This window comes from Alcaligenes sp. CHO6 (assembly GCF_037120595.1).
Lineage (GTDB): Bacteria > Pseudomonadota > Gammaproteobacteria > Burkholderiales > Burkholderiaceae_B > Alcaligenes > Alcaligenes ammonioxydans.
The window spans coordinates 347,594-369,354 of sequence record NZ_JBANCI010000002.1 but is presented as its reverse complement, the minus strand read 5'-3'; the positions used below and the strand labels follow the sequence as shown (position 1 = coordinate 369,354).

The 21,761-nt window shown below is 57.6% G+C and carries 17 protein-coding genes and 1 tRNA gene; 13 read left to right on the top strand and 5 right to left on the bottom strand.

The features are described from left to right. Window positions 1-41 precede the first annotated feature (41 nt). A complete protein-coding gene (locus V6936_RS09660; protein WP_131071326.1) occupies window positions 42-1,739 on the top strand; it encodes an AMP-binding protein in 1,698 nt (565 codons plus the stop codon). Window positions 1,740-1,882: 143 nt separating this feature from the next. Here the strand turns inward: V6936_RS09660 and V6936_RS09655 are convergent, their stop codons facing one another. Continuing rightward, window positions 1,883-2,746 carry an inositol monophosphatase family protein gene (locus V6936_RS09655; RefSeq protein ID WP_059318692.1) on the bottom strand — a complete coding sequence of 288 codons (864 nt, stop codon included), beginning with the start codon at window positions 2,744-2,746 and terminating at the stop codon, window positions 1,883-1,885. A 132-nt stretch (window positions 2,747-2,878) separates the two neighbouring features. On the opposite strand from V6936_RS09655, the gene mnmD reads away from it, so the two are divergent. From mnmD to glnQ, 9 genes are all read left to right on the top strand, one after another. Further along, window positions 2,879-4,744 (top strand): tRNA (5-methylaminomethyl-2-thiouridine)(34)-methyltransferase MnmD, encoded by a 1,866-nt coding sequence (mnmD, locus tag V6936_RS09650; protein ID WP_336579792.1) that lies wholly within the window; start codon window positions 2,879-2,881, stop codon window positions 4,742-4,744. Window positions 4,745-4,895: 151 nt separating this feature from the next. After that, window positions 4,896-7,064: a glycoside hydrolase family 31 protein gene (locus V6936_RS09645; protein ID WP_336579791.1), complete on the top strand. Its 2,169-nt coding sequence runs from the start codon at window positions 4,896-4,898 to the stop codon at window positions 7,062-7,064. Between the two features lie 257 nt (window positions 7,065-7,321). Beyond that, window positions 7,322-7,397, top strand: a tRNA-Lys gene (locus V6936_RS09640). Window positions 7,398-7,645: 248 nt separating this feature from the next. Beyond that, window positions 7,646-8,656 (top strand): methionine ABC transporter ATP-binding protein, encoded by a 1,011-nt coding sequence (locus tag V6936_RS09635; RefSeq protein WP_003803516.1) that lies wholly within the window; start codon window positions 7,646-7,648, stop codon window positions 8,654-8,656. Further along, a complete protein-coding gene (locus tag V6936_RS09630; RefSeq protein WP_003803514.1) occupies window positions 8,653-9,312 on the top strand; it encodes a methionine ABC transporter permease in 660 nt (219 codons plus the stop codon). The genes V6936_RS09635 and V6936_RS09630 overlap by 4 nt, the downstream gene beginning before the upstream one ends. A 50-nt stretch (window positions 9,313-9,362) precedes the next feature. Next, window positions 9,363-10,154, top strand: a complete 792-nt coding sequence (locus V6936_RS09625) for a MetQ/NlpA family ABC transporter substrate-binding protein (RefSeq protein ID WP_003803512.1) — start codon at window positions 9,363-9,365, stop codon at window positions 10,152-10,154. 226 nt (window positions 10,155-10,380) lie between these two features. Further along, window positions 10,381-11,112 carry a glutamine ABC transporter substrate-binding protein GlnH gene (glnH, locus tag V6936_RS09620; protein ID WP_407927744.1) on the top strand — a complete coding sequence of 244 codons (732 nt, stop codon included), beginning with the start codon at window positions 10,381-10,383 and terminating at the stop codon, window positions 11,110-11,112. Window positions 11,113-11,284: 172 nt separating this feature from the next. After that, window positions 11,285-12,064 carry an ABC transporter permease subunit gene (locus V6936_RS09615; protein WP_003803509.1) on the top strand — a complete coding sequence of 260 codons (780 nt, stop codon included), beginning with the start codon at window positions 11,285-11,287 and terminating at the stop codon, window positions 12,062-12,064. After that, on the top strand, window positions 12,061-12,789 hold the full coding sequence (gene glnQ, locus V6936_RS09610; protein ID WP_003803507.1) for a glutamine ABC transporter ATP-binding protein GlnQ: 729 nt from the start codon (window positions 12,061-12,063) through the stop codon (window positions 12,787-12,789). Before V6936_RS09615 ends, glnQ begins: the two co-directional genes overlap by 4 nt. 114 nt (window positions 12,790-12,903) lie before the next feature. Here the strand turns inward: glnQ and V6936_RS09605 are convergent, their stop codons facing one another. The 3 genes from V6936_RS09605 to V6936_RS09595 form a co-directional block, all read right to left on the bottom strand. Then, window positions 12,904-13,611, bottom strand: a complete 708-nt coding sequence (locus tag V6936_RS09605; protein WP_003803505.1) for a DUF6776 family protein — start codon at window positions 13,609-13,611, stop codon at window positions 12,904-12,906. Between the two features lie 163 nt (window positions 13,612-13,774). Further along, complete coding sequence (gene murU, locus V6936_RS09600; protein WP_301606834.1) at window positions 13,775-14,485, bottom strand: N-acetylmuramate alpha-1-phosphate uridylyltransferase MurU; 711 nt, start codon at window positions 14,483-14,485, stop codon at window positions 13,775-13,777. Then, the gene (locus tag V6936_RS09595; RefSeq protein WP_003803501.1) at window positions 14,485-15,531 is read right to left on the bottom strand and encodes an aminoglycoside phosphotransferase family protein; all 1,047 of its coding nucleotides are present in this window, start codon (window positions 15,529-15,531) and stop codon (window positions 14,485-14,487) included. The genes murU and V6936_RS09595 overlap by 1 nt, the downstream gene beginning before the upstream one ends. 139 nt (window positions 15,532-15,670) lie before the next feature. On the opposite strand from V6936_RS09595, the gene V6936_RS09590 reads away from it, so the two are divergent. Genes V6936_RS09590 through rsmA form a run of 3 tightly spaced genes read left to right on the top strand, consistent with a single transcriptional unit; the run spans window position 15,671 to window position 20,278 of the window. Further along, window positions 15,671-18,034, top strand: a complete 2,364-nt coding sequence (locus tag V6936_RS09590; protein WP_301606835.1) for an LPS-assembly protein LptD — start codon at window positions 15,671-15,673, stop codon at window positions 18,032-18,034. Beyond that, window positions 18,027-19,478, top strand: a complete 1,452-nt coding sequence (locus V6936_RS09585) for a peptidylprolyl isomerase (RefSeq protein ID WP_003803498.1) — start codon at window positions 18,027-18,029, stop codon at window positions 19,476-19,478. Before V6936_RS09590 ends, V6936_RS09585 begins: the two co-directional genes overlap by 8 nt. Before the next feature lie 8 nt (window positions 19,479-19,486). Beyond that, entirely contained in the window at window positions 19,487-20,278 is a 792-nt protein-coding gene (gene rsmA, locus V6936_RS09580) for a 16S rRNA (adenine(1518)-N(6)/adenine(1519)-N(6))-dimethyltransferase RsmA (protein ID WP_131071331.1), read from the top strand. 42 nt (window positions 20,279-20,320) lie between these two features. Here the strand turns inward: rsmA and V6936_RS09575 are convergent, their stop codons facing one another. Beyond that, window positions 20,321-21,550, bottom strand: a complete 1,230-nt coding sequence (locus V6936_RS09575; RefSeq protein ID WP_003803489.1) for a nucleoside recognition domain-containing protein — start codon at window positions 21,548-21,550, stop codon at window positions 20,321-20,323. Between the last annotated feature and the right edge of the window lie 211 nt (window positions 21,551-21,761).

The window sequence follows — 21,761 nt, the reverse complement described above, 5'->3', positions numbered from 1 at the left end:
TAGAGTTAACCATAAATAAACACGTATTAGGTGACAAGCCCTTGGATACTCAGCAAAAACCTTGGCTCGAGCATTATCCTGCCTCCGTGCCCCACGACATTCAGCTGGGGGCCGGGCAGACCCTGATCGATTGTCTGGATGCTGCGATTAAAAAGCATAAGGACAGGACGGCGCTGACCTTTATGGGGCACGATATTTCCTACGACGAACTGGACCGCCGGGCCGATGCCTTTGCCGCCTGGTTGCAGGCACAAGGTCTGGAGCGCGGCAGCCGCATCATGTTGATGCTGCCCAATGGTTTGCCTTTTCTGATTTGTTTGCTGGGAACCCTGCGGGCAGGCATGGTGGGCGTGAACACCAACCCCCAATACACCGAACGCGAGCTGGAGTTCCAACTGGCCGACAGTCAGGCTCAGGTCATCGTGATCCTGGAAACCTTTGCGCATGTGCTCGAACAGGTTCCGGCCAAACTCAGACCGGCCCATGTTGTGCTCAGTACCGTGGGCGATCTGATGGGGTTCAAAGGTAGTGTGGTGAATTTTGCCGTGCGCTATCTGAAACGCATGGTACCCCCTTATTCCTTGCCGGGGGCGCAGCGCCTGCAGGCCGTGCTTGAGCAGGGCGGGCAAGCGAGCCTGTACCGGCAAGCAGCCAAGCCTGACGATCTGGCGCTGTTGCAATACACGGGGGGCACCACCGGGCGCCCCAAAGGCGCCATGCTCAGTCAACGCAATCTGATGGCTAACGTTTTACAGGTCGAGGCGGTCGGCTTTCCCGCGTTGGGCGATTTTAAAGGTCCTGCTTACACCATGATGGTGGCCCTGCCGCTCTATCATATTTTTGCGCTGACGGTATGCGGGCTGTTTGCCGTGTATGCGGGTATGCACATGGTGCTGGTGATGAATCCGCGTGATCTCAATTCCGTGTTCAAAGCCTGGAAGCGCAATCCACCTGAAGTTGTTCCCGCAGTGAACACCCTGTTTAACGCCCTGGCCAATCATGAGAAGTTTCGCAGCCTTCCTTTTGATCAGCTCAAGCTGTGCCTGGCCGGAGGGGCTGCGCTGCAAAAGACGGTGGCCGAGCGCTGGCTGGCGGTGACAGGCTGCCCTTTGATCGAAGGTTATGGTTTGTCGGAAACCTCGCCGGTGGTGGCGGTGAACTCCACGGATTCGCGTGACTTCAGCGGAACCATCGGTTTCCCGGTGCCTTCTACCGATGTATTGCTGCTCGATGAACAGGGCCAGCCTGTGGCGATGGGCGAGCAGGGGGAGGTGGCCGTCAAAGGGCCGCAAGTGATGTCCGCCTACTGGAATCAGCCCGAAGAAACAGCGAATGTCTTTACGCCCAATGGATTTCTGAAAACCGGAGATATTGGCGTGATGGACCAGCAAGGGCGCATTCGCCTGGTGGACCGCAAGAAAGACATGATTCTGGTGTCAGGTTTCAATGTCTACCCCAATGAGATTGAGGAAGTGGTCGCCGCTCATCCGGATGTGCTGGAAGTGGCCGCTGTGGGGGTGCCCAGTGAGCACAGTGGCGAGAGCATCAAGCTTTTCGTGGTAAAGCGCAATCCGTCCCTGACAGAAGCGGATATCAAACAGTGGTGCAAAGAACGGCTGACGGCCTACAAGCGTCCCCGGATTATCGAGTTCCGGAACGAATTGCCCAAGAGCAATGTGGGCAAGATCTTGCGACGGGTTCTGAGAGATGAAGAGATCAAGCCCAACACGCAAGCCTGACAGGGCAGGTTCGTGATGGGTGTCCGCCGTGCAGCGTGGGGACAGCCTACCCCTAGAGGAAAAACAGCGGTCCATTTCAAATGGGGCCGCTGTTTTTTAATGTGATCCGTCCCGCTCACGAGGGGGCACGGTGCCTGCGCAGCTTAAGGGGCAGGTTTGACGGGACGCTGCGTCAGCGAAGGGCTCACCATGGCCAGCAACTCATCAGCTATATGGGCGTTGCCCGCGTAGACGTGACCACTGACGGGCCAGGGCTCTTCCTGATACAAATCCTGGCATACGCCCTTGGCTTCGCGTACCAGCAGTGTGCCAGCGGCAACATCCCAGGGCGCCAGGCCCATCTCCCAGTAGCCGTCGTACCGGCCGCAGGCAACCCAGGCTAGATCCAGGGCGGCTGCCCCCATGCGGCGTACCCCGCGGCTGCCCGTGATGGCGGCGTTCAGGCCGGGCATGTATTGGTCGGAAAAAGAGAAGTCGCGAAAGGGGAAGCCGGTGGCCAGGACCGAGTCGGCCAGCTTTTGTGAGGATGACGTCTGAATGCGGCTGCCGTTCAGCCAGGCACCCACCCCGTACATGGCAGTAAACAGTTCTTCGCGGTTGGGGTCGTAGACCACGGCAATGACCGGAGTGTCCTGCGCCAGAATGCCGTTATCCATGGGCGTGCCGGCAGGTGCAATCAGGGCGACCGATACGGCGTAGTGGGGGATACCATGCAGAAAGTTGGTCGTGCCGTCGAGCGGGTCGATATACCAGGTGGGGCGTCCCGAATTCACCCCGCCGCTTTCCTCGGCCACGATATCAATGTCCGGGGTGCGCTCCATCAGTACACTGATGCAGGCCTGTTCCGCTTCGTGATCCGCTTGCGACACCAGGTCGTTGTGCATTTTGCTGCTGATCACCAAAGCGCTACGGTCCGACGCATAGGCTTGTAAAATGGCGGCGGCGGCATGGGCTGCGGTGACGGCAGCGTCCAGGCAGGCGCTGAGCGGTAAACGTGACAATGGCATGGCAATCCGGTTCTAAAAAAGAAAAGTCAGAAGCAAAGACTTTTTATTGTACGTGTTTGTTGGTGTCAGTTTGATTAAGGCCAGTTTAAGGGGTTCGAGCGTGTATGAGTGTTGTGAAGGGCGGGGAAATTAATGGCTGCCTCTGCGTTTGAGCCCTTGGTGCCCGCCGTCCTTGCGTTCAACGAGCAGGGCGTACCCGTCAGCGCGGTCTATCAGGACACGTATCATCCGGCCGATGGCCCGCTGGGGCAGGCGCGGCGGGTGTTTCTGCAAGGTAATGGCCTGCCTGAACGGTGGCGGGGGCGAGCCCAGTTTACGATTTGTGAAACCGGCTTTGGACTGGGGGCCAGCTTTCTGGCGACCTGGCAGGCGTGGCGGCAGGACCCGCAGCGCAGCCACAGGCTGCACTTTGTATCGGTAGAGGCGCATCCTTTTCACCGCTCTGATTTGGCTCTTTTATACGAGCGCTTGCCCCAGGAGCTGCAGGCGCTGGCTCAGGAGCTCTTGGCTTCCTGGCCCATTTTGGTGCCGGGGATACACCGTCTGGAGCTGGATCAGGGACAAGTCACCCTGACCTTGGCGTTCGGGCAGGCGCACACCATGATGCGTGAGCTGCAGTGCCATGCGGATGCGTTTTATCTGGATGGCTTCGCGCCTCGCGGCAATCCGTCCATGTGGTCACGTACGGTTCTCGGACAACTGGTCCGTCTGGCGGCGCCGGGAGCCACGGCGGCCTCCTGGTGCTGTGCCGGGCAGGTACGCCGGGACTTGGCCTCAGTTGGTTTCGAGGTGGAGAAGGTGCCGGGAGTGGGTGGGAAATGGTGCACGATACGCGCCCGTCTGCGTTCACATCTGGGGCGCCGCCGTCCCGTGCCAAGTGCGCAGGGGCGAGTGCTTGTGGTGGGGGCCGGTTTGGCGGGGGCCGCCTGCGCCTGGGAAATGGCCCGCAAAGGGGTGCCCGTTCTGGTGTGTGACCCCGTGTTGAGCAAGGGGCTGGATGCCAGTCACCATGGCCACCGTCTGGCCGCGATCTCGCCGGTCTTTGCGCTGGATGACGCGCCGTTGGCCCGGTTGAGCCGCAATGCCGTGCTGCGTGTCTGGCAGGGTTGGAAAACACTGCCGCAGGCTGCCCGGCCCCGTCGGGTCGGCACGCTGGTATTTGGGCAGGCGGGCAACGGCGATGCCGAGATTCAGCAAGCCTTGGCCCGTTTGGCTTTGGACCCGGACTGGGTGCATTGGCAGGATCGTGAGCAGGCTTCCGCACTGGCTGGCGTGCCCTTGCAGCGTGGCGGCCTGTATTTTCCGCAAGGTATGGTGCTTGACCCCGGGGCACTGGTCGCTCATTTGCTCGATCACCCCTTGATTGAGTGCTTGCCAGAGCGGGTCTTTTTGCGTGCCGGACACGAACCCGGTGTCTGGCAAGTATGCAATCAGCACGGGGACTGCCTGGAAAGCAGCAATCGGGTGGTGGTGGCGGCAGCGGCGCAAAGCCTGAGCGTGTTGCCAGCCGAACTGTTGACCGAGTGCCTCATGCCCAGGCTCATGGCCATGCAGCGTCTGGCCGGACAGGTCAGCTATCTGCCTCCTGGGCAGTCCTTGACCCGTGGGGAGGTGACTTTAAGCGGCCAGGGCTATATCCTGCCGGTTGATTCTTACGGCCAGGTTATCGGCAGCACGTACGAGCGTTCTGGTGACGCTGCTCAGATCAGTCGCCTGGGGCATGCGCAAAATATAGAAAAAGTGTCTGCCATGTTGGCCAATCCCGCGGTTGGGGGGGATTTGCCCGAGCAGGGTTGGGCTGGCTGGCGCTGTGCATTAAGTGATCATTTGCCTGTGATGGGTTTTGTGCCGGGGCAGCCCGGTTTGTTTATGGCTGCGGCTTACGGCTCGCGTGGTTTGAGCTGGAGCCTGCTGGCAGCCAGTTTGTTTGCCGCCTATTGTCTGGAGGAACCCGTTCCTTTGGAGCGGCGTTTGGAGCAAGCCCTCCTACCTCGCTAAGGTCAGTCTTTCGATTTATTTCGACGAATTTTGAAGCAACATTTTCCTTTGTAGCGCAAATACGTCAAAATAGTGACCTTGTTAAGTAATCTTGAGCGTGACCCTGCGATCAGCATCGTGCCGTTCGCTCCACTCTGACGACGTGACACAATTGTTTAATCATCTGAGTTTGTTGACGACGAAACCGGCCCTGGCCGATTTCGCTTTTGTCGAAACCGATTTTGCGCTGCGTATCGAAGCTCATGCGCCGGGTGTTTTTCGTTTCCGCTGTATGCCACTGGCCCGGCTGGATAACGAAAAGCTCAGTGCTCGTGCCAAAGCTTTGGGCGACATGCTGCTGGCCCGCCACGAGGCGGTCAGCGAGTTTCAACTGGAAGCTGCCGATTCGGGGTGGCGGATTGAGCAAGGCGAAGTGGCCTTGCATATTCAGTCCAACCCCTGGCGCTTTGAGGTCCGGCGGGGCGAGCAACTGCTGTTGAGCAGTGCGGCGCAACCGCTGACCTTTGTCCAAGAGCCCAGCCCATGCTGGCAACTGGATCTGGCCCTGGCCGAGGAAGACGCCCTGTATGGTCTGGGCGAAACCCTCGGTGAGCTGGACCGGCGCGAGGAAACGGTTGACTCCGATCGTCCGGAAGATCGCAGCCTGCCTTTGCTCTGGAGCACTCAGGGCTGGGGGCTGTACATCAATACGTTCGAGCGGGTTGAACACGATCTGGGGCAGCACGATCTGGATGCGTATCGTGCTCGTGTCCATGCCGCCGACCTGGATTTTTTCCTGTTTTTGGGCGATCCCAGCGAAATCATCAATCAGTATTCGGCCCTGACGGGACGAGCCGGCCAGCCGGGTGTCACGCCGATGGGGTTGTGGCTGGATGGCGCCCAGGCTCGGGACGTGACCTCCTTGCGTGAGCTGGCCAGTCAGTGTCGCGAACAGGGCATTGCCCTGGATGTGGCTGTCCTGCCGCCACCGGAGCCCTACGATTTTCAACAGGACAAGCCCACATTGGAATGGGACGCGGCACGCATGGCCGATCCCCGTGAGTCCTTCTCGGCCTTGCAAAACGACCAGTTGCAACTGGCTGCCTGGACGCGCCCTTGTGTGCTGGCCGGCACCAGCTTGTTTGAAGAGTGGGAAGACCGCGGCTGGTTGCTCATCAATGATGATGACGGTTGCGCCCATGTGTTCCCCGGTGACGAGCTGAGCGGTGGCCGTGACTACGGCTTGCTGGACCTGACTCACAAGGACGTGTTCCGCATGTGGGCCGAGCGTCAGCGTCAGATGGTCGATGATGGCCTGGGGGCGGTGTTGTGCAATGCCCGCTTTGAGATTCCTGATGCCATCACCAGCCGTGGTGGCGAGTCCGGCGCTTTGTTGCGTGCGATTTACCCTGTGCTGGCCCGTCAGGCTTTGTTTGACGCGGTTGCCGGTCACAAGACGCCGCAAGAAGGAGTCGTAGCCAGCCGCGACCTGAGTCCGTCCTCCCAACGCTTTGCCTGGCAGTTGGGGCCTCAGGTCGATAACACCTGGGCCGGGTTGACCCAGTCGTTGAAGTCGGCTCTGGCCACCGGTAATAGTGGCGTGCCCATCCAGATTCATGGCTGGGGCAATGCGGCAGCGCCCACCGATGCCATGACGCCTGAGCTTTACCTGCGGTGGTTGGCGATGTCGGTCTTTTCAGCCAATTTCAGCCTGCAAGGGGTCCCTTCGCTGCGTCCAGATGCATTTGACCAGGAAACGCAGGCGCTGGTTGCGCATTGGCTGGAGTGGCGTTTCCGTCTAGTGCCTTATGTGCTGGGCATTATTGAGGACGCCGTGCGTACCGGTCTGCCGGTGCAACGTTCCATGGCTCAAAGTTTCCCCGCCGATGCTCAGGCCCGCTTGTGGGATACCCAGTATTTGTTGGGGCCGGCCTTGCTGGTGGCGCCTGTTTTGCAGCCTGGTCAGGATATTGAGGTCTATTTGCCTGCAGGCGATGCCTGGTGGGATCTGAGCACGGGTTGGCGTTACGAAGGTGGCACGACCCTGAAAATGACGGTGGGTCTGGATCGCTTGCCGGTCTTTGGCCGCGAAGGCCATATGTTGTGTCTGGGGCCGGTGGTCAAGCACACCTCCGAGTTCAACTCGGCGCGTTTGCTCGACGAGGTCTGGATGTTTGGCATGCCCGAGCACAGCCCGGTTGTGATGCGCAACAAGATTCGCGTCATGCAGATGCAGGGGTCCAGCTATATCAAGGGGCTGGAAGGGTTGAAGATCCTGCCGTCTGAGGGCTTGGAAGTCAAACGCCGTGGCGCCGAGGTTCGTATTTCTCGCGCCCGTTAAGCGCTAGACGAATCTGAATCGTCTTGGAATGCCTCCCGGCATTGAGGTCTGACCTCAGTATCGGGAGGCATTTTTTATGGCTGAGTGGTAGCTCATGTTCAGATTTTGTTTCTGCGGCAGGCAAAAGTGGGGTGGGAAAGGGCCTCGCGGCCTTCATTTTCAGGTCGTTTTAAAAAAAATCACCTTTTTGCGCATTATTTTGCATTTAGTGCTTGACGAGAGTTCGGAATCAGGACATAATTTCATCTTTCAGTAGGGGGTCGTTAGCTCAGTCGGTAGAGCAGCGGACTTTTAATCCGTTGGTCGCGCGTTCGAGTCGCGCACGACCCACCACTACACTGAAACGTAGAAACAAGGCCGCGCTTAGCGGCCTTTTTCTTTGGGCGCTTGCCTTGCACAGCCAAGGTCACATCCGCGCGCATTGGCCGGTCGGAAATCTTGCTATACAGTGCAGCCCTCAGTATGGTTTCAATATTTCCATGGGTTATATCTATCTGGTCATCGCCAAATTTGCTTTATGGTAAATTTCGCTTACAGCTCAGGCTTTTATAACTCGACTGACTAACTAGGCTGAGTTCATTTTGATTCGTCTTGAACACATCTCAAAAACCTATTCCCTGGCAGGCAAGACCGTTCACGCCTTGAACGACGTTTCCTTGCAGATTCACCAAGGAGAGGTCTTCGGTATTATTGGTCGCTCGGGTGCCGGGAAAAGTACGCTGATCCGCATGTTGAATCTGCTTGAGCAACCCAGCTCGGGCCAGGTCTGGGTGCAGGACCAGGACATCACGCGTTTTTCGGGCGCACAGTTGCGCGCCTTCCGGCAAGGCGTGGGGATGGTATTTCAGCATTTCAATCTGCTTCATTCCCGTACCGTTCTCGATAATGTTTGTTTTCCCTTGCGTTTGGCCGGGGTGGGGCGTGCCCAACGCCAACAGCGCGCTCTGGAAGTCCTGGAGCTGGTGGGCTTGAAGGACCACGCCAACAAATACCCGCGTCAGTTATCGGGCGGGCAGCAGCAACGTGTCGGTATTGCGCGTGCCCTGGCCAATCGTCCACAGCTTTTGTTGTGTGACGAGGCCACCTCGGCACTGGACCCGGAAACTACCCAGTCCATCCTGCGTTTGCTGCGCCAGATCAACCAAGAGCTGGGACTGACGATCGTTCTTATTACTCATGGCATGGATGTGATTCGTTCGGTTTGCGACCGGGTGGCCGTGATTGATGCTGGCAAGATTGTGGAATGTGGCGAAGTGCTGGATGTGTTCCTGCACCCGCATCATCCCACCACCCAGTCCTTGCTCAGTGAAAGTGGAGTGAATATCGACGACTGGCTTGCCTTGGCAGAAGGTGTACCTGGCAGTGTCATGCGCCTGAGTGTGCGTGGGGTGGCCACTACCGAGCCATTAATCAGCCGTATTACCAGCCAGTTGGGCCTGAATGTCAGTATCTTGCAAGGCGCCATTGGCCGTATCAAAACCGAGCCTTATGGGCAGTTGGTCGTGGCGGTGCAAGGGGATGCTCAGGCCAAAGCAGGGCTGGATGCCTTGTTGGATGAATTGAATGTGCAGTTTGAGGTATTGCGACCATGAACTTTAGCAATTTGGATTGGGCGCTGATTGGTGAAGCCACCATCGATACCTTGTTGATGACGGGTATCTCGCTGGGCTTTACCGCCATTATTGGTTTGCCCCTTGGCGTGCTGTTGTTTCTGACCAGTCGCAAGCAGATGCTGGACAACGCCTGGGTGTACCAGACTTTGTCGTTGATTGTGAACATTTTGCGGTCGGTGCCGTTTCTGATTCTCTTGATCGTCATTATCCCTTTGACCCGCATTCTGGCCGGTACGTCTTTAGGGGTGCAGGGGGCGATCCCGCCGCTGGTCTTAAGTGCAGCGCCGTTTTTTGCCCGTCTGGTGGAAAACGTCCTGCGTGAGCTGGACCCCGGCGTCAATGAAGCCTGTCGCGCCATGGGAGCCAACTCCCGTCAGACGGTTTTGCTGGCCTTGCTGCCGGAGGCGACCACGGGGATTGTGGCGGCCTTGATCGTGACTGCCATTGCCCTGGTGGGCTATTCAGCCATGTCTGGTGTGATTGGGGGCGGCGGTCTGGGTGACCTGGCGCTGCGCTTTGGTTATCAACGTTATCAAACGGATGTCATGGTGGTTACCGTGGCTATCCTGGTGGTGCTGGTGCAACTCCTGCAAGTGTTTGGAGACGCCATGGTGGCTCGTTTGAGCCGAAAATAAGTCCCGGCAGTGGTGGTTATCGTCCTGCCTTTCTGAAACTGGAGTCGCTCATGTCTTTGAAGAAATTTGTTCCCGTTCTGGCCTTGTCCGTGTCGGCTCTGCTGGCCAGCGTGGCCCAAGCTGCCGAGACCCTGTCGGTCGCTGCTACCCCTGTACCGCACGCCGAACTGCTGGAGTTTGTAAAGCCTGCTTTGGCCAAAGAAGGCGTGAACCTGGATATCAAGGTGTTCACCGATTATGTGCAGCCCAACCAGCAAGTGGCTGACGGTCATATCGATGCCAACTTCTTCCAGCACAAACCTTACCTGGATACCTTCAATAAAGAGCACAAAACCGATCTGGTGTCGGTGGCCCTTGTTCACGTTGAACCCTTTGGTGCTTATTCCACCAAGATCAAGAGTCTGGACGAGTTGAAAGAAGGCGCGCTGGTGGCGATCCCCAATGATCCTTCCAATGGTGCGCGTGCCTTGCTGCTCTTGCAAAAGGCGGGTGTGCTGACGCTGAAAGATCCTAGCAATATCTTGGCGACCTCGCGTGATGTGGATCAGAACCCTAAAAAACTGAAGTTCAAGGAGCTGGAAGCCGCGACGCTGCCTCGCGTGCTGGCTGACGTGGATATTGCCCTGATCAATACCAATTACGCCCTGGAAGCCGGCCTCAATCCCACCAAGGATGCCCTGGTGATTGAAGGCGCTGATTCGCCGTACGCCAACCTGATCGCCGTGGCTGCCAAGTCCAAGGACGATCCACGGGTGGCCAAGCTGATCCAGGCATTGCACAGCGAGGACGTGAAAAAGTTCATCGCCGACAAATATAAAGGTTCGATTGTTCCTGCGTTCTAAGCCGGGTTTGGGCAGGACTGTCTGGACAAAAAACCTCGGGATTTCCCGAGGTTTTTCTTTTTTTAAAACACATAAAGCCAAAGAAGCAGTCCGCTTCGGGTAGCATAGATCAACGCTGGGGCAGGTCATGAGCCTGTGCCAGACTTGGGTAAACATCGAACTGGCTGATTGTGGGTCAGTCCCTACAGAGGAGTAACGGATGTTCAATAAAAAAATGAAAACCCTGATGGCCGGCTTGGCCTTGGCGTTGGCTTTGCCCGCGGGGCAGGCCCTGGCGCAACAAGGCAAAGAGCTGGTGGTCGCAACCGATACGGCGTTTGTGCCTTTTGAGTTCAAGCAAAACGGTAAGTACACCGGCTTTGACATCGACTTGTGGGATGCCATCGCGAAAAAAGCCAATCTGAATTACCGGTTTCAGCCCATGGACTTCAACGGCATTATCCCAGGTTTGCAAACCCGTAATCTGGATGCTGCGCTGGCAGGGATAACCATCCGGGACGATCGCAAGCAAGTCATTGATTTCTCCGATCCTTACTACGAGAGCGGTCTGGCCATTTTGGTGAACACGGATAACTCCGCCATCAAGTCCGCCTCCGATCTGGAAGGCAAGACGGTTGCGGTGAAGATTGGGACTGCCACCGTAGACTTCATGCAGCGTTCGGTGCCAACTGCCAAGCTCAAGCTGTTCCCCAATATCGATAATGCCTTCCTGGAACTGGCCACGGGTCGGGTGGATGCCGTGGTGCATGACACACCAAACGTGCAGTATTACGCTCAGACCGGCGGCAAGGATCGTGTGAAAGTTACCGGCGCGGTGAAAAGTGGCGACTTCTACGGTATTGCGTTTCCCAAAGACAGCGAACTGGTTCCTGTTGTAAACCAGGCATTGAAAGATATTCGGGCCGACGGCACTTACGACAAAATCTACCAGAAATGGTTTGGCAAGCAGCCTGATTAAACAGGCCTAGAGCCAAACGCATGCCAGGCGGTGATCGCGTGTCGTAACGGGATCACCGCTTTATTTTTTGACGCTCTGTTGTGGGCGTTTATTCAAAGACAAAGGTAGCACGGTGACTTTTGAATGGGACGCTATCTGGGGGGCCTTACCCAGCCTTCTGGAAGGAACAAAGATGACGCTGCTCATCACCCTGTCGGGTTTGGTGGGCGGCGCCATATTGGGTTTTTTGACCGGGGTGATTACCACCTATGTGCGGGTGCCGGTCACCTGGCGCCGGGCCGCCTGGTTTGTGCTGGGGCTGCTTGTGCTCGGCTTTTTGCTCAAGGGCCTGTCCTGGCTGATGGATAACGGGTTGAGTTTTGTGCCCGCCTGGGTCTGGACCTCGCTGCAAGTGGTACTTGCCGTGTCGCTATTGGGCTTTTTCAGGCGTTATCTGCTGTTGACGCTCTCTATCCTGTGTCAGCTGTATGTGCTGATTATTCGAGGCACCCCGATTGTCGTACAGGTGATGTTCATCTATTTTGCCCTGCCCATGCTGGCCAATATTCGTATTGATGGCCTGACGGCAGCGATCTTTACCCTGATGATCAATTCGGGAGCTTATATTGCCGAGATTGTGCGTGGGGCCTTGCAGTCCGTGCCCAAGGGGCTGAAAGAGGCCGGTGAGGCAATGGGGCTGCCGTTTCACAAAATTTTGCGCCATATCATTGGGCCGGTGGCATTTCGCCGCATGATTCCGGCCATGGGCAACCAATGCATTATCAGCTTGAAGGACTCCTCGCTGTTTATTGTGATTGGGGTGGCCGAGCTGACTCGTCAAGGCCAGGAGATTATTGCCAACAACTTTCGTTCGGTGGAAATTTGGGGAGCGGTTGCCGTGATCTATCTGATCCTGACTGGCTTGATTGCCCTGACCTTGAAGTTGATTGAACACCGCATGAGGATCGTATGAGTATTGTCGAGTTCAAGGAAGTAACCAAGCGCTTTGGAGACAATATCGTGCTCGACAATATCAGTCTGCAAATTGATAAAGGCGAGGTGGTTGTCGTGGTCGGCCCCTCCGGGTCGGGGAAGTCGACTTTTTTACGCTGCATCAACAAGCTGGAAGATATCCAGGCCGGTGATATTGTCGTCAATGGTTTGAGTGTCAACGGGACGGCGGCCCAGGTGCGCGAACTGCGCCGGGAAGCGGGCATGGTGTTTCAGCAGTTCAATCTGTTCCCGCAGATGAGCGCTCTGGAGAACGTCATGTTCGGCCCGGTTCATACGCGAGGAACGAGTCGAGCCCAGGCACGTCAGGAAGCCCTGGATCTGTTGGCCAAAGTGGGGCTGGCTGAGCGGGTCAATCATTATCCCAACGAGTTGTCCGGTGGCCAGCAGCAGCGGGTGGCCATCGCCCGCGCCCTGGCCATCAAGCCCAAACTCATGCTGTTTGATGAGCCGACGTCCGCGCTGGACCCGGAGTTGCGCCAGGAAGTGCTCAAAGTCATGCAATTGCTGGCTGAGGAAGGCATGACCATGGTGGTGGTGACTCATGAGATGGATTTTGCACGTCGTGTCGGCAGCCGCCTGATCTTTATTGATCAGGGACGGGTGGCCCATGACGGCCCCCCGGCCGAGCTGCTCAGCCATCCTCCCAGCCAGCGTTTGAAGGACTTCCTGCAACACGTGGCCTAAAGCCCCGCGCAGGATGGCCGCAAAAAAGCCCTTCGGCATATTGGCAGTTGAGCCAGATGCCCGAAGGGCTTTTTGGTGACGGTGCAGCCTGCACGCGTCAAGCTGAGCCTATGCTCAGCGAGAAGGCGTCACGTAGATCGTACGCGTGGCAACCACGCGGTTCGCACCGTCGGGTTTGATGCGGATGGTGACCTGGCGGGGCGTAAAGCCCGCGGGCAGCTCTGCAGTACCGTTGATGTAGGCATAGCGGCCCACGCTGACCGTCTGGCTGGGCAGGTCCACATTGCCGGAGCGGCCATTGCTGTACCGGCCGGCGGCGACAAACTCCATGGTGCCCTTGAATTCGGTCTCTTTGCCCTTGTCCTGCATCAGCAGTACAAAATGATTCAACTGGCCGTCCTGGACGGTGAACTCGGCAGCGCGAATGCCGGGTGAGGTGCCCCGTGGGTCGGGCGGCATGGCATCGGCAAACAAGGCAATGTCTTTTTCCAGCTTGGCGACCATAGCCTGCAGCTCGCTGGTCTGTTTATCCAGCCTGTCCTCTTTCTGGCTGACGTCCTCCAGTTCACGACTGGTCTGGTTCAACTGAGCTTGCAGACGCTGCTTTTCAGCATTGGCGCTGTTCAGATCATAGTGCAGCTGTTCCGACTGCTCCACGGTCAGACGTGTGGGGCCATAACTTTGTTGCAAGAACAGCAGGCCGCCGGCGCCCAGGGCGATACCGGTCAGCAGCAGGACAAACCAGCGTGGGATGCGGCGTTTTCGACGGCTGGAGCCGTAGGCGGTGGGCTTGAATACGGTGCGTTTGGAGGAACCAAGCATGAGAACAGACGTTCCTGTCAGACAAGGGACTCAAGACAGCTCAAGTCCTGATTACAAAACCCATTAGCATAGACGTCATTGGGGCGAGGAAGGCGCGGTTAGCTGGCTTTGTTGCCCTTTGTTGTGCTTGGAAACGTCTGCCAGCTAGCCGGGAAATCTCAGTTTACTGTGAGGGTGCCCGCGATTCCAAGTATTGGTTTAACTGTGCAAGGCGCTCGGGGGTGCCAATATCCATCCAGAAGCCTGCATGCAGAGTACCCAATACCTGTTTTCGTGCGATGGCCGCATGCAACAGCGGAGCTGCTTTGGCTGGCTGGCCTTTGGGCAACTGCGCAAAGAGCTCGGGCTTGTAGACCCCGATGCCGCTGAGTGTGGCACTCTGGGCGTTTGCGCAGGTTTTGGCGCATAGGTGCGCTTGACCATCCAGCATGCCAAAGTCCCCATCGGGATGGTGGGGCGGGTTCGGGGCCAGAACCAGCCAGGCCAGTTCCGGGCCTGTGTGCAGGCGCTCGGCCATGGCAAAAGCCTGCGCCGGGTTCCAGTCTGACCAGATATCCCCATTCATCAGCAAGAAAGGCTGACCCTGGAAAAAATCAAGCGCCTTGGCAATACCGCCGGCTGTCTCCAGAGCCGATGGCTCCGGGGAGTAGCTCAGGTGCAGTCCCCATTGGCTGCCATCGCCCAGGGTGGATTCAATCTGCTCACCCAGCCAGGCGTGGTTGATGATGACCTCACGAAAACCGGCTTTGGCCAGAGCCCGCAAATGCCAGACGATCAAGGGCTGGCCACCTGCCGGAATCAGGGGTTTGGGGCAGGTATCGGTCAAGGGCCGCATGCGCTCACCGCGACCGGCTGCCAGAATCATGGCACGCATTAGACGGTCATGCCCAAAACAGTCTGGCGTCCTTCCAGACGGTTGAGCAGGCGCAGCAGGCCGTTGAAGCTTTCGTAGCGGCTGGCAACCTGATGAACGTAGCCCAGCAGGCGTGGCATGTGGTCCAGATAGTGATGTTTCCCGTCACGCAGGGACAGGCGGGCGAATACGCCCAAAATACGTAGATTGCGTTGCAGGCTCATCCACTCGTATTGCTGGTGGAACACGGCAAAGTCAGCAGGGACGTCCAGGCCCGCTTCCATGGCCGCCTGCCAGTAGCGAATTGCCCAGTCCAACTGCTGTTCCTCGGTCCAGGTGACGCGTGCGTCCATGACCAACGAAGCGATGTCATAGGTGATGGGGCCAGCCAGCGCATCCTGGTAATCGATGACGCCCGGCTCAGTCTGGCCGGGTAGGGGCATCATCAGATTAGGGCTGTGAAAATCCCGGTGTACGAGTACAGTAGCGCTTTGTACATTGGCCTGAACCAGCTCTGCAAAGGTTTTGCGCAGCATGTTATGGTCTTTTTCGCTCAGTTCGAACTGGCGATGCTTTTGTACGTACCATTCGGGAAAGACTTGCAGCTCCTCGAGCAGGCGCTGTTCGTTGTAGGGCGGCAGGCCGGTGGTGTCGGCTTGTTGCAGTTTCACCAGGGTCAACAGCGTACTGCGGTACAGTTTGTCCAGCTCGCTTTGGGGCATGGGGGTTTTCAGCGCGGTCTGGAAGTTGTCCTGGCCCAGATCACTGAGCAACAAAAAGCCTTGTTCGGTATCGGCGGCCAGGATGTCAGGGACATGGATGCCCGTCGGGGCCAGCAATTGGGTGACCTGTACAAAGGGCTTGCAGTCTTCGGTTGCAGGGGGCGCGTCCATCAGAATCAGGCTGCGGTTCTGGGCTTGCAAACGAAAGTAGCGGCGAAAGCTGGCGTCGCTGGAGGCCGCTTGCAGGCTGTCCAGATCCAGCCCGAATTGGGTTTTCAGGGTGTTGAGCCAGGTGATCGCTTGCTGCAAACGAGGATCGGCAGCGGCAGAAATAGAAGCAGACATAAATAAAAGGAAGCAGAAGAACGTAACGGATTAGTGTTTAGCAGTGCCGCTAAACGGCAGGCTTAACTATAATACCGGGTCGCCAGGGTTTTTCACCTGGTACGAGCAAATGCAGGACACAACTGGAGGCGCGGTCTTAGTGCGAGTTGCGACGTTGTATACCGTCTTGATGATGACAGGCATGGGGCTTGCCCAGGCCGAGTCATCCGTGCGTCCGTCTTTAAAGACGTCCCCCAGTTTGCAGGTGCGCAATCTTCAGGAAGAAGACATGGCCGTCTATCTGATAGGCGACCAGATGAAAACCCTGGAGGACGGCACCTTGCGTCTGGAAGGCGGCGCGCAGGTGCGTCGTATTGATTCTGTCGTCAAAGGCGACCGCATCGACTACCAGGAAAAAACCGGCCAGGTGCAGGTGCGTGGCAATGGCCTGATCATGCGTGACGGTGCCCTGGTGCGCAGTCCTGAGTTTGATTACAACCTGGATGCAGACACCGGGCGCATGTCCTCTCCGGAGTTCTGGCTGGGGGCAAGCGGCGGCAGTGGAACGGCGACCCAGGCGGACATTCTCAACTCCAACCATATGCGTCTGGCCGATGTGAATTACTCCGGCTGCCCGTGTCCCGACCCTGCCTGGTACATCCGCTCCCCCAAGGTGGATCTGTATTCCAAAGAAAACGAAGGGGTGGCGCGCAATGGTGTGCTCTACTTTAAAGGCGTGCCGCTCCTGTATTCGCCCTACCTGACCTTTCCGCTGCGCAAGGAGCGTAAATCGGGTTTTCTGCTGCCCACTTATGGCATGACGACGCGGGGCGGTCTGGACCTGACGGTACCGTATTACCTGAATCTGGCCCCCAATTACGATGCCACCCTGGCCCCTCGTTTGATGAGCAAGCGTGGCGCCATGTTGGGCAGCGAGTTCCGGTATCTGGGTGACAGTTTCTCGGGGGAGCTGACCGGCAATTATTTGCCTGATGACAAGGAGCTGGGCTACAAGCGCTGGCTGTTCATGGGACAGTATCGCCAGAGTCTGCCTGCCAGTTTCTACCTGAATGCCGACATCCGCCGCGTCTCGGATGATGATTATTTCCGCGACTTCAGCAGCTTTGGCCTGAACGACTCCACGATCCAGGATCTGGCCAGCACGGTCACCCTGGGTTGGGCAGGTTCCAAATATTTTCGCGCTCACGTTAGTGGGACCCGCTATCAAACCCTGCAGGACGCCACCAGCAACTACCGTCAGCCGCAATACGACAAGTTGCCGGAATGGTATCTGGGCGCCTCTCGCTATAACTGGGGCGGCTTTGATGTGGTCAGCGATAACTACGCGACTCGTTTCCGCTTGCCGTTCTACAGTGGCAATCTGAGCGAATTTGACGATATGCGCAGTACCCGTCTGGCGCCAGATGGTACGCGTTTATCGTCCTATACGACGGTCGCTTACCCTATCATCCGCCCGGGTTGGTACATCACGCCCAAAGCTGGCTTGCACATGAGCCAATACCAGACCGACTGGTATGTGGGTGATCCTAGCCCTTACATGGCCAAGTACGCTGGGCGTTCCCGCACGCAGAGCCGTGTGCTGCCCATCTTGTCCCTGGACTCGGGCATGACCTTCGAGCGCAATACCACCTTGTTTGGCAACGACTCCATTCAGACCCTGGAGCCGCGTGTGTACTACCTGTACGTGCCCTATCGCGATCAGTCCACGCTGCCCGTGTACGACACCAGTCTGGCCAGCTTCAACTTTGCCCAGGCATTTAGCGAAAATATCTTCTCGGGTGGCTGGGACCGGATTTCCAATGCCAATCAGGTGACGGTCGGTTTGACCTCCCGCTGGCTGGATGCCGATACCGGGTATGAGCGTCTGGTCTTGCAAGCGGCACAGCGCCTGTATTTTGACAAGCAAACGGTCACCCTGAGTGACGAAAAGGCGCGTACCAGTACGCGTTCGGACTATCTGGTGGGGGCCAGCGCGGCCTTGACCAACACGTTTTCGGTCAACTTTGATGCCCAGTTCAATCCGGATGAGAGTCGTCGCAACCGCCTGACGTCCGGCATTCGCTGGCGGCCCAAGCGTCTTGCCACGCTGGGGGTGAACTACCGCTACGAACGTGATCCGCGTCAGGTTGTCGATCCGACCTTTACGCCGCTTGAAGAAGATCAGCGTGGCAAAGAATATGTTTCCATGACAGGCCAATGGCCCCTGAGCAACAGACTGTATGCAGTAGGACGTTACGACTATTCCATTCAGGAAAGTCGTGGTACACAAACTGTGTTGGGCCTGGAGTACAAAGGCGACTGCTGCTGGGCGGCGCGCGTGGTTCTGCAACGCTATGCGGTTTCGGCCAGGGAAACCAATAAAGCCATGTTCTTCCAGCTGGAGTTGTCCGGTCTGGGTGGCATTGGCAACGACCCCATCAAATTGCTGCGTGATCGCGTGATCGGCTATGAACCCATCTCGGACCCCGTACAGGAAAAAATGATTCATGAGAGGTATGAATAATATGCGTTTCAGCTTGAAAAACCGCACCCTGTCATTGGCCCTGATGGCCGTCATGGGTCTGGGTACGACCCAAATGGCACAGGCGCAGTCCAAGCCCGCCGCATCCAACAAGACGTCCACGGCCGCGCCCCAGTTTGTGGATGGCATCGCTGCCGTCGTCAATGACGAGGTGATTACCCTGCGTCAAGTGGACCAGGAGGCAGCGCAGGTGCTGGCGCAGTTAAAACAGCAGAAAATTCCTGCCCCGGATCAGGAGATATTGCGCAAACAGGTTCTCCAGCGTCTTATCAATGAACGCCTGGAGCAGCAGGAAGCGCGTGCCATGGGGATTTCTGTCGGCCCCCAGCAGGTGGAAGAGGGCGTGCGCATGATTGCCTCGCGCAACAATATGACGGAAGCCCAGTTGCGTGCCGAAATCGAAAAAAATGGTATTAGCTGGGAGCAGTACCGCGCCAATCTGAAACAGGAAATTTTGCTGGACCAATTGCGCATGCGCGCTGTCGACAGCAGCATCAATATTACGGATGCCGATATTGACATTTATCTGCGCTCTCAAGGCGGCGCCGGTTTAGGCAATCTGGGGCAGTCGGCGGCACAAAGTCAGGATGCGCCGGTGAGCCTGGCACAAATTCTGGTGCGGGTGCCTGAAAGTGCCAATTCCAGCGAAGAAGCCCGTTTGCGTACCAAGGCCGAGGGCTTGTTGGCTCAGGCCCGTTCAGGGGCGGATTTTGCCGGTCTGGCTGCTTCCAGTTCGGATGGGCAGGAGGCGCTGAGTGGCGGCGTCATGGGCACCCGTCCCTTGTCGGACTGGCCGGACCTGTTCGCGCAGGCGGTGCAGGATCTGGCCCCTGGGCAGGTGTCCAATCTGATTCGCAGTGGACAAGGCTTTCATATTCTGAAGGTGCTTGAACGTGGCGGCAGTGCTCCCGCCAATACCTCACCCGTACAGGGTGCGGCGGCGGTTCAATCTGGCCCCATGATGGTGACTCAGACTCATGCTCGTCATATTCTGGTCAAACTCTCCAAGGTCATGACCTCGGAGCAGGCTCGTCAGCGTATTGAGCAACTGCAAGAACGACTGCGTAATGGCGAATCTTTCCAGGATCTGGCCAAGCGCTACTCGGAAGACAGCAGCGCACCACAAGGTGGCGATCTGGGCTGGCTCTCGCCAGGGGAAACCGTGCCTCCGTTTGAGCAGGCCATGAACAAGCTGCAGCCCGGCAATGATACGGCAGTCGTGGAATCCCAGTTTGGCTGGCACCTGATCCAGGTTATTGAGCGTCGCACGCGCAATATGGAAGATGAGTACAAACGCATGCAAGCCCGTCAGGCACTGTTCCAGCAGCGTGCCGAGCCTGCGTTTGAGGATTGGCTGAACAGCCTGCGCGGCCGTGCCTATATTGATAACCGTCTGGACCCCGAGTCCAGCACCCGCCGTCGCTAAGGACAAGTATGGCCCAGCATCAGGCGCGCAAGCGCTTTGGACAGAATTTTCTGGAAGATGAGGCCGTCATCGACCAGATCATCCGTGCGATTGGCCCTCGGCCCGTCGATAATATGGTGGAAATCGGTCCGGGCCTCTCCGCCCTGACCCGGCCGCTGACGCAAGCGCTGGAGCGCCTGCGGGTGGTCGAGATTGACCGTGATCTGGCCGCGCGGCTCCGCAATCACTACTCGCCCAGCAAGCTGGAGATCATCGAGGCCGACGCGCTCAGTGTGGATTTTGGTGCATTAGGGCCGAATCTGCGCATTGTCGGCAATTTGCCCTATAACATTTCCAGCCCATTGCTGTTTCATTTGCTGGAATACGCGGATGCAGTGGTGGATCAGCATTTCATGCTGCAACGCGAAGTGATCGACCGCATGGTTGCCCAGCCCGGCTCGTCGGATTACAGCCGTCTGTCGGTAATGCTGCAGTCGCGCTACCGCATGGTCAAACTGTTTGAAGTGCCCCCCGAGGCCTTCAATCCACCGCCACGCGTGGTATCTGCCGTGGTGCGGATGGTGCCGTTGCCTGCGGATCGGCTTCAGGCGCGCGATGCGGGTGTATTCAGTCGGGTTGTGGCTAGGGCCTTTGCGCAAAAGCGCAAGATGTTGCGGGGTGGCCTGGGAGACTGGACGCCGCATATCGATTGGGATGGCCTGGGTATCGCACCCACCAGCCGCCCTGCTGATTTGTCTTTGGCGGACTATATAGCCTTGGCAGATCATCTGATGGATAAAGGCGTCGTGCAAGTTGCCTGATAATAAAAAAGCCCCGCGAGGGGCTTTTTTATTTGTCCCCGCCTAGCCGAAGAACCAATAACAAACGGCGATGGCGGCCAGCACGCCAGCCAGATCAGCCAGCAAGGCGCAGGAGACCGCATGGCGAGCGCGTTGGATGCCCACCGCTCCAAAATACACGGCCAATACATAAAAGGTTGTTTCCGTGCTGCCTTGTACCGTAGCCCCCAGGAGTGCGGGGAAGCTGTCTACCCCATGATGCTGCATGGTTTCGATCAGCAGGGCGCGGGCTGCCCCAGCCGAGAAAGGTTTGACCAGAGCCGTCGGCAAGGCATCGATGAAACGAGTGTCCAGACCGGTCAGGTTGACCAGCCAGCGGATCATGTCCAGGACGATATCCAGCGCGCCTGAGCTTCTGAGCACGCCGACGGCACACAGCATCGCAACCAGATAGGGCAGCAAGTCCCTGGCAACGGCAAAGCCTTCTTTGGCGCCCTCCACGAAGGTTTCATACAAGGGGATGTTGCGACGCCACCCTATCAGCAGGAACAGCCAGATAATGGACAGCAAGGTCAGGTTGCCCAGCAGGGAAGACAGCGACTGAATGGCGGCCGCGCTCAGGGTGGCCAGCAAGGCCATGAACGAACCCAGAATAAGCGCAAACACCCCGAACCACAGCATCAGCACCGGATCAAACAGACGCAGGCGCTGTACCAACGCGACGCTGAGCAGTCCTGCCAGCGAGGAGGCGGTGGTGGCCAACAGAATGGGCAGAAACACCATGGTCGGGTCAGGCGCGCCCTGTTGAGCCCGATACATGAAGATGCTGATGGGGATCAGTGTCAGCGACGAGGCATTGAGCACCAGAAAAAGGATCTGGGCATTGGTGGCCGTGTCAGGATGCGGGTTCAGTGTTTGCAGCGACTTCATGGCACGCAGACCGATGGGAGTCGCCGCATTGTCCAGACCCAGACCGTTGGCGGCGAAGTTCAGGGTGATCAGACCCAGGGCCGGGTGGCCGGCGGGCACGCCAGGCATGAGGCGGCTAAACAGCGGGCCCAGCCAGCGTGCCAGCGTATCGATCAGCCCGGCTTTCTCGGCGATCTTCAAAAACCCCAGCCACAGGGTCAGCGTGCCAAAAAGCAGCAGCATGAGTTGGACGGACAGGGCAGCCATATCGAACAGGCTGCGCACCATCTGCGCAAAAATTTCGCTATTTCCCCCTACCAGCCATTGGTAAAAACCGCTGACAGCGGCAATCAGGAAGAAAAACAGCCAAAGAGTATTGAGCATAGTGTTGGCAGTAAGCAGGGCAGGGAAAAGCCAGACTAGATTGTCGCAGAATCCAGCCCGGTTTTATCGGCTACGGTATGTAAGGGTATTGGCACAAGCAGTCGCAAAACACGCATGGGAGTCAGAGCGCTGCCTGTTGGATGAGGTTTGCCTAAGGCACACAGCCCAAGGGCGCTCTTGATTCACAGGGAAAGAAGCGGTAGGTAAAGGC

Coding starts and splice junctions, on each gene's coding strand:
- V6936_RS09655 (WP_059318692.1), bottom strand. CDS start 2,746: ATGCCATTGTCACGTTTACCGCTCAGCGCCTGCCTGGACGCTGCCGTC.
- mnmD (WP_336579792.1), top strand. CDS start 2,879: ATGGCTGCCTCTGCGTTTGAGCCCTTGGTGCCCGCCGTCCTTGCGTTC.
- V6936_RS09630 (WP_003803514.1), top strand. CDS start 8,653: ATGAACTTTAGCAATTTGGATTGGGCGCTGATTGGTGAAGCCACCATC.
- V6936_RS09625 (WP_003803512.1), top strand. CDS start 9,363: ATGTCTTTGAAGAAATTTGTTCCCGTTCTGGCCTTGTCCGTGTCGGCT.
- glnH (WP_407927744.1), top strand. CDS start 10,381: ATGGCCGGCTTGGCCTTGGCGTTGGCTTTGCCCGCGGGGCAGGCCCTG.
- V6936_RS09615 (WP_003803509.1), top strand. CDS start 11,285: ATGACGCTGCTCATCACCCTGTCGGGTTTGGTGGGCGGCGCCATATTG.
- glnQ (WP_003803507.1), top strand. CDS start 12,061: ATGAGTATTGTCGAGTTCAAGGAAGTAACCAAGCGCTTTGGAGACAAT.
- V6936_RS09605 (WP_003803505.1), bottom strand. CDS start 13,611: ATGCTTGGTTCCTCCAAACGCACCGTATTCAAGCCCACCGCCTACGGC.
- murU (WP_301606834.1), bottom strand. CDS start 14,485: ATGCGTGCCATGATTCTGGCAGCCGGTCGCGGTGAGCGCATGCGGCCC.
- V6936_RS09595 (WP_003803501.1), bottom strand. CDS start 15,531: ATGTCTGCTTCTATTTCTGCCGCTGCCGATCCTCGTTTGCAGCAAGCG.
- V6936_RS09585 (WP_003803498.1), top strand. CDS start 18,027: ATGAATAATATGCGTTTCAGCTTGAAAAACCGCACCCTGTCATTGGCC.
- rsmA (WP_131071331.1), top strand. CDS start 19,487: ATGGCCCAGCATCAGGCGCGCAAGCGCTTTGGACAGAATTTTCTGGAA.
- V6936_RS09575 (WP_003803489.1), bottom strand. CDS start 21,550: ATGCTCAATACTCTTTGGCTGTTTTTCTTCCTGATTGCCGCTGTCAGC.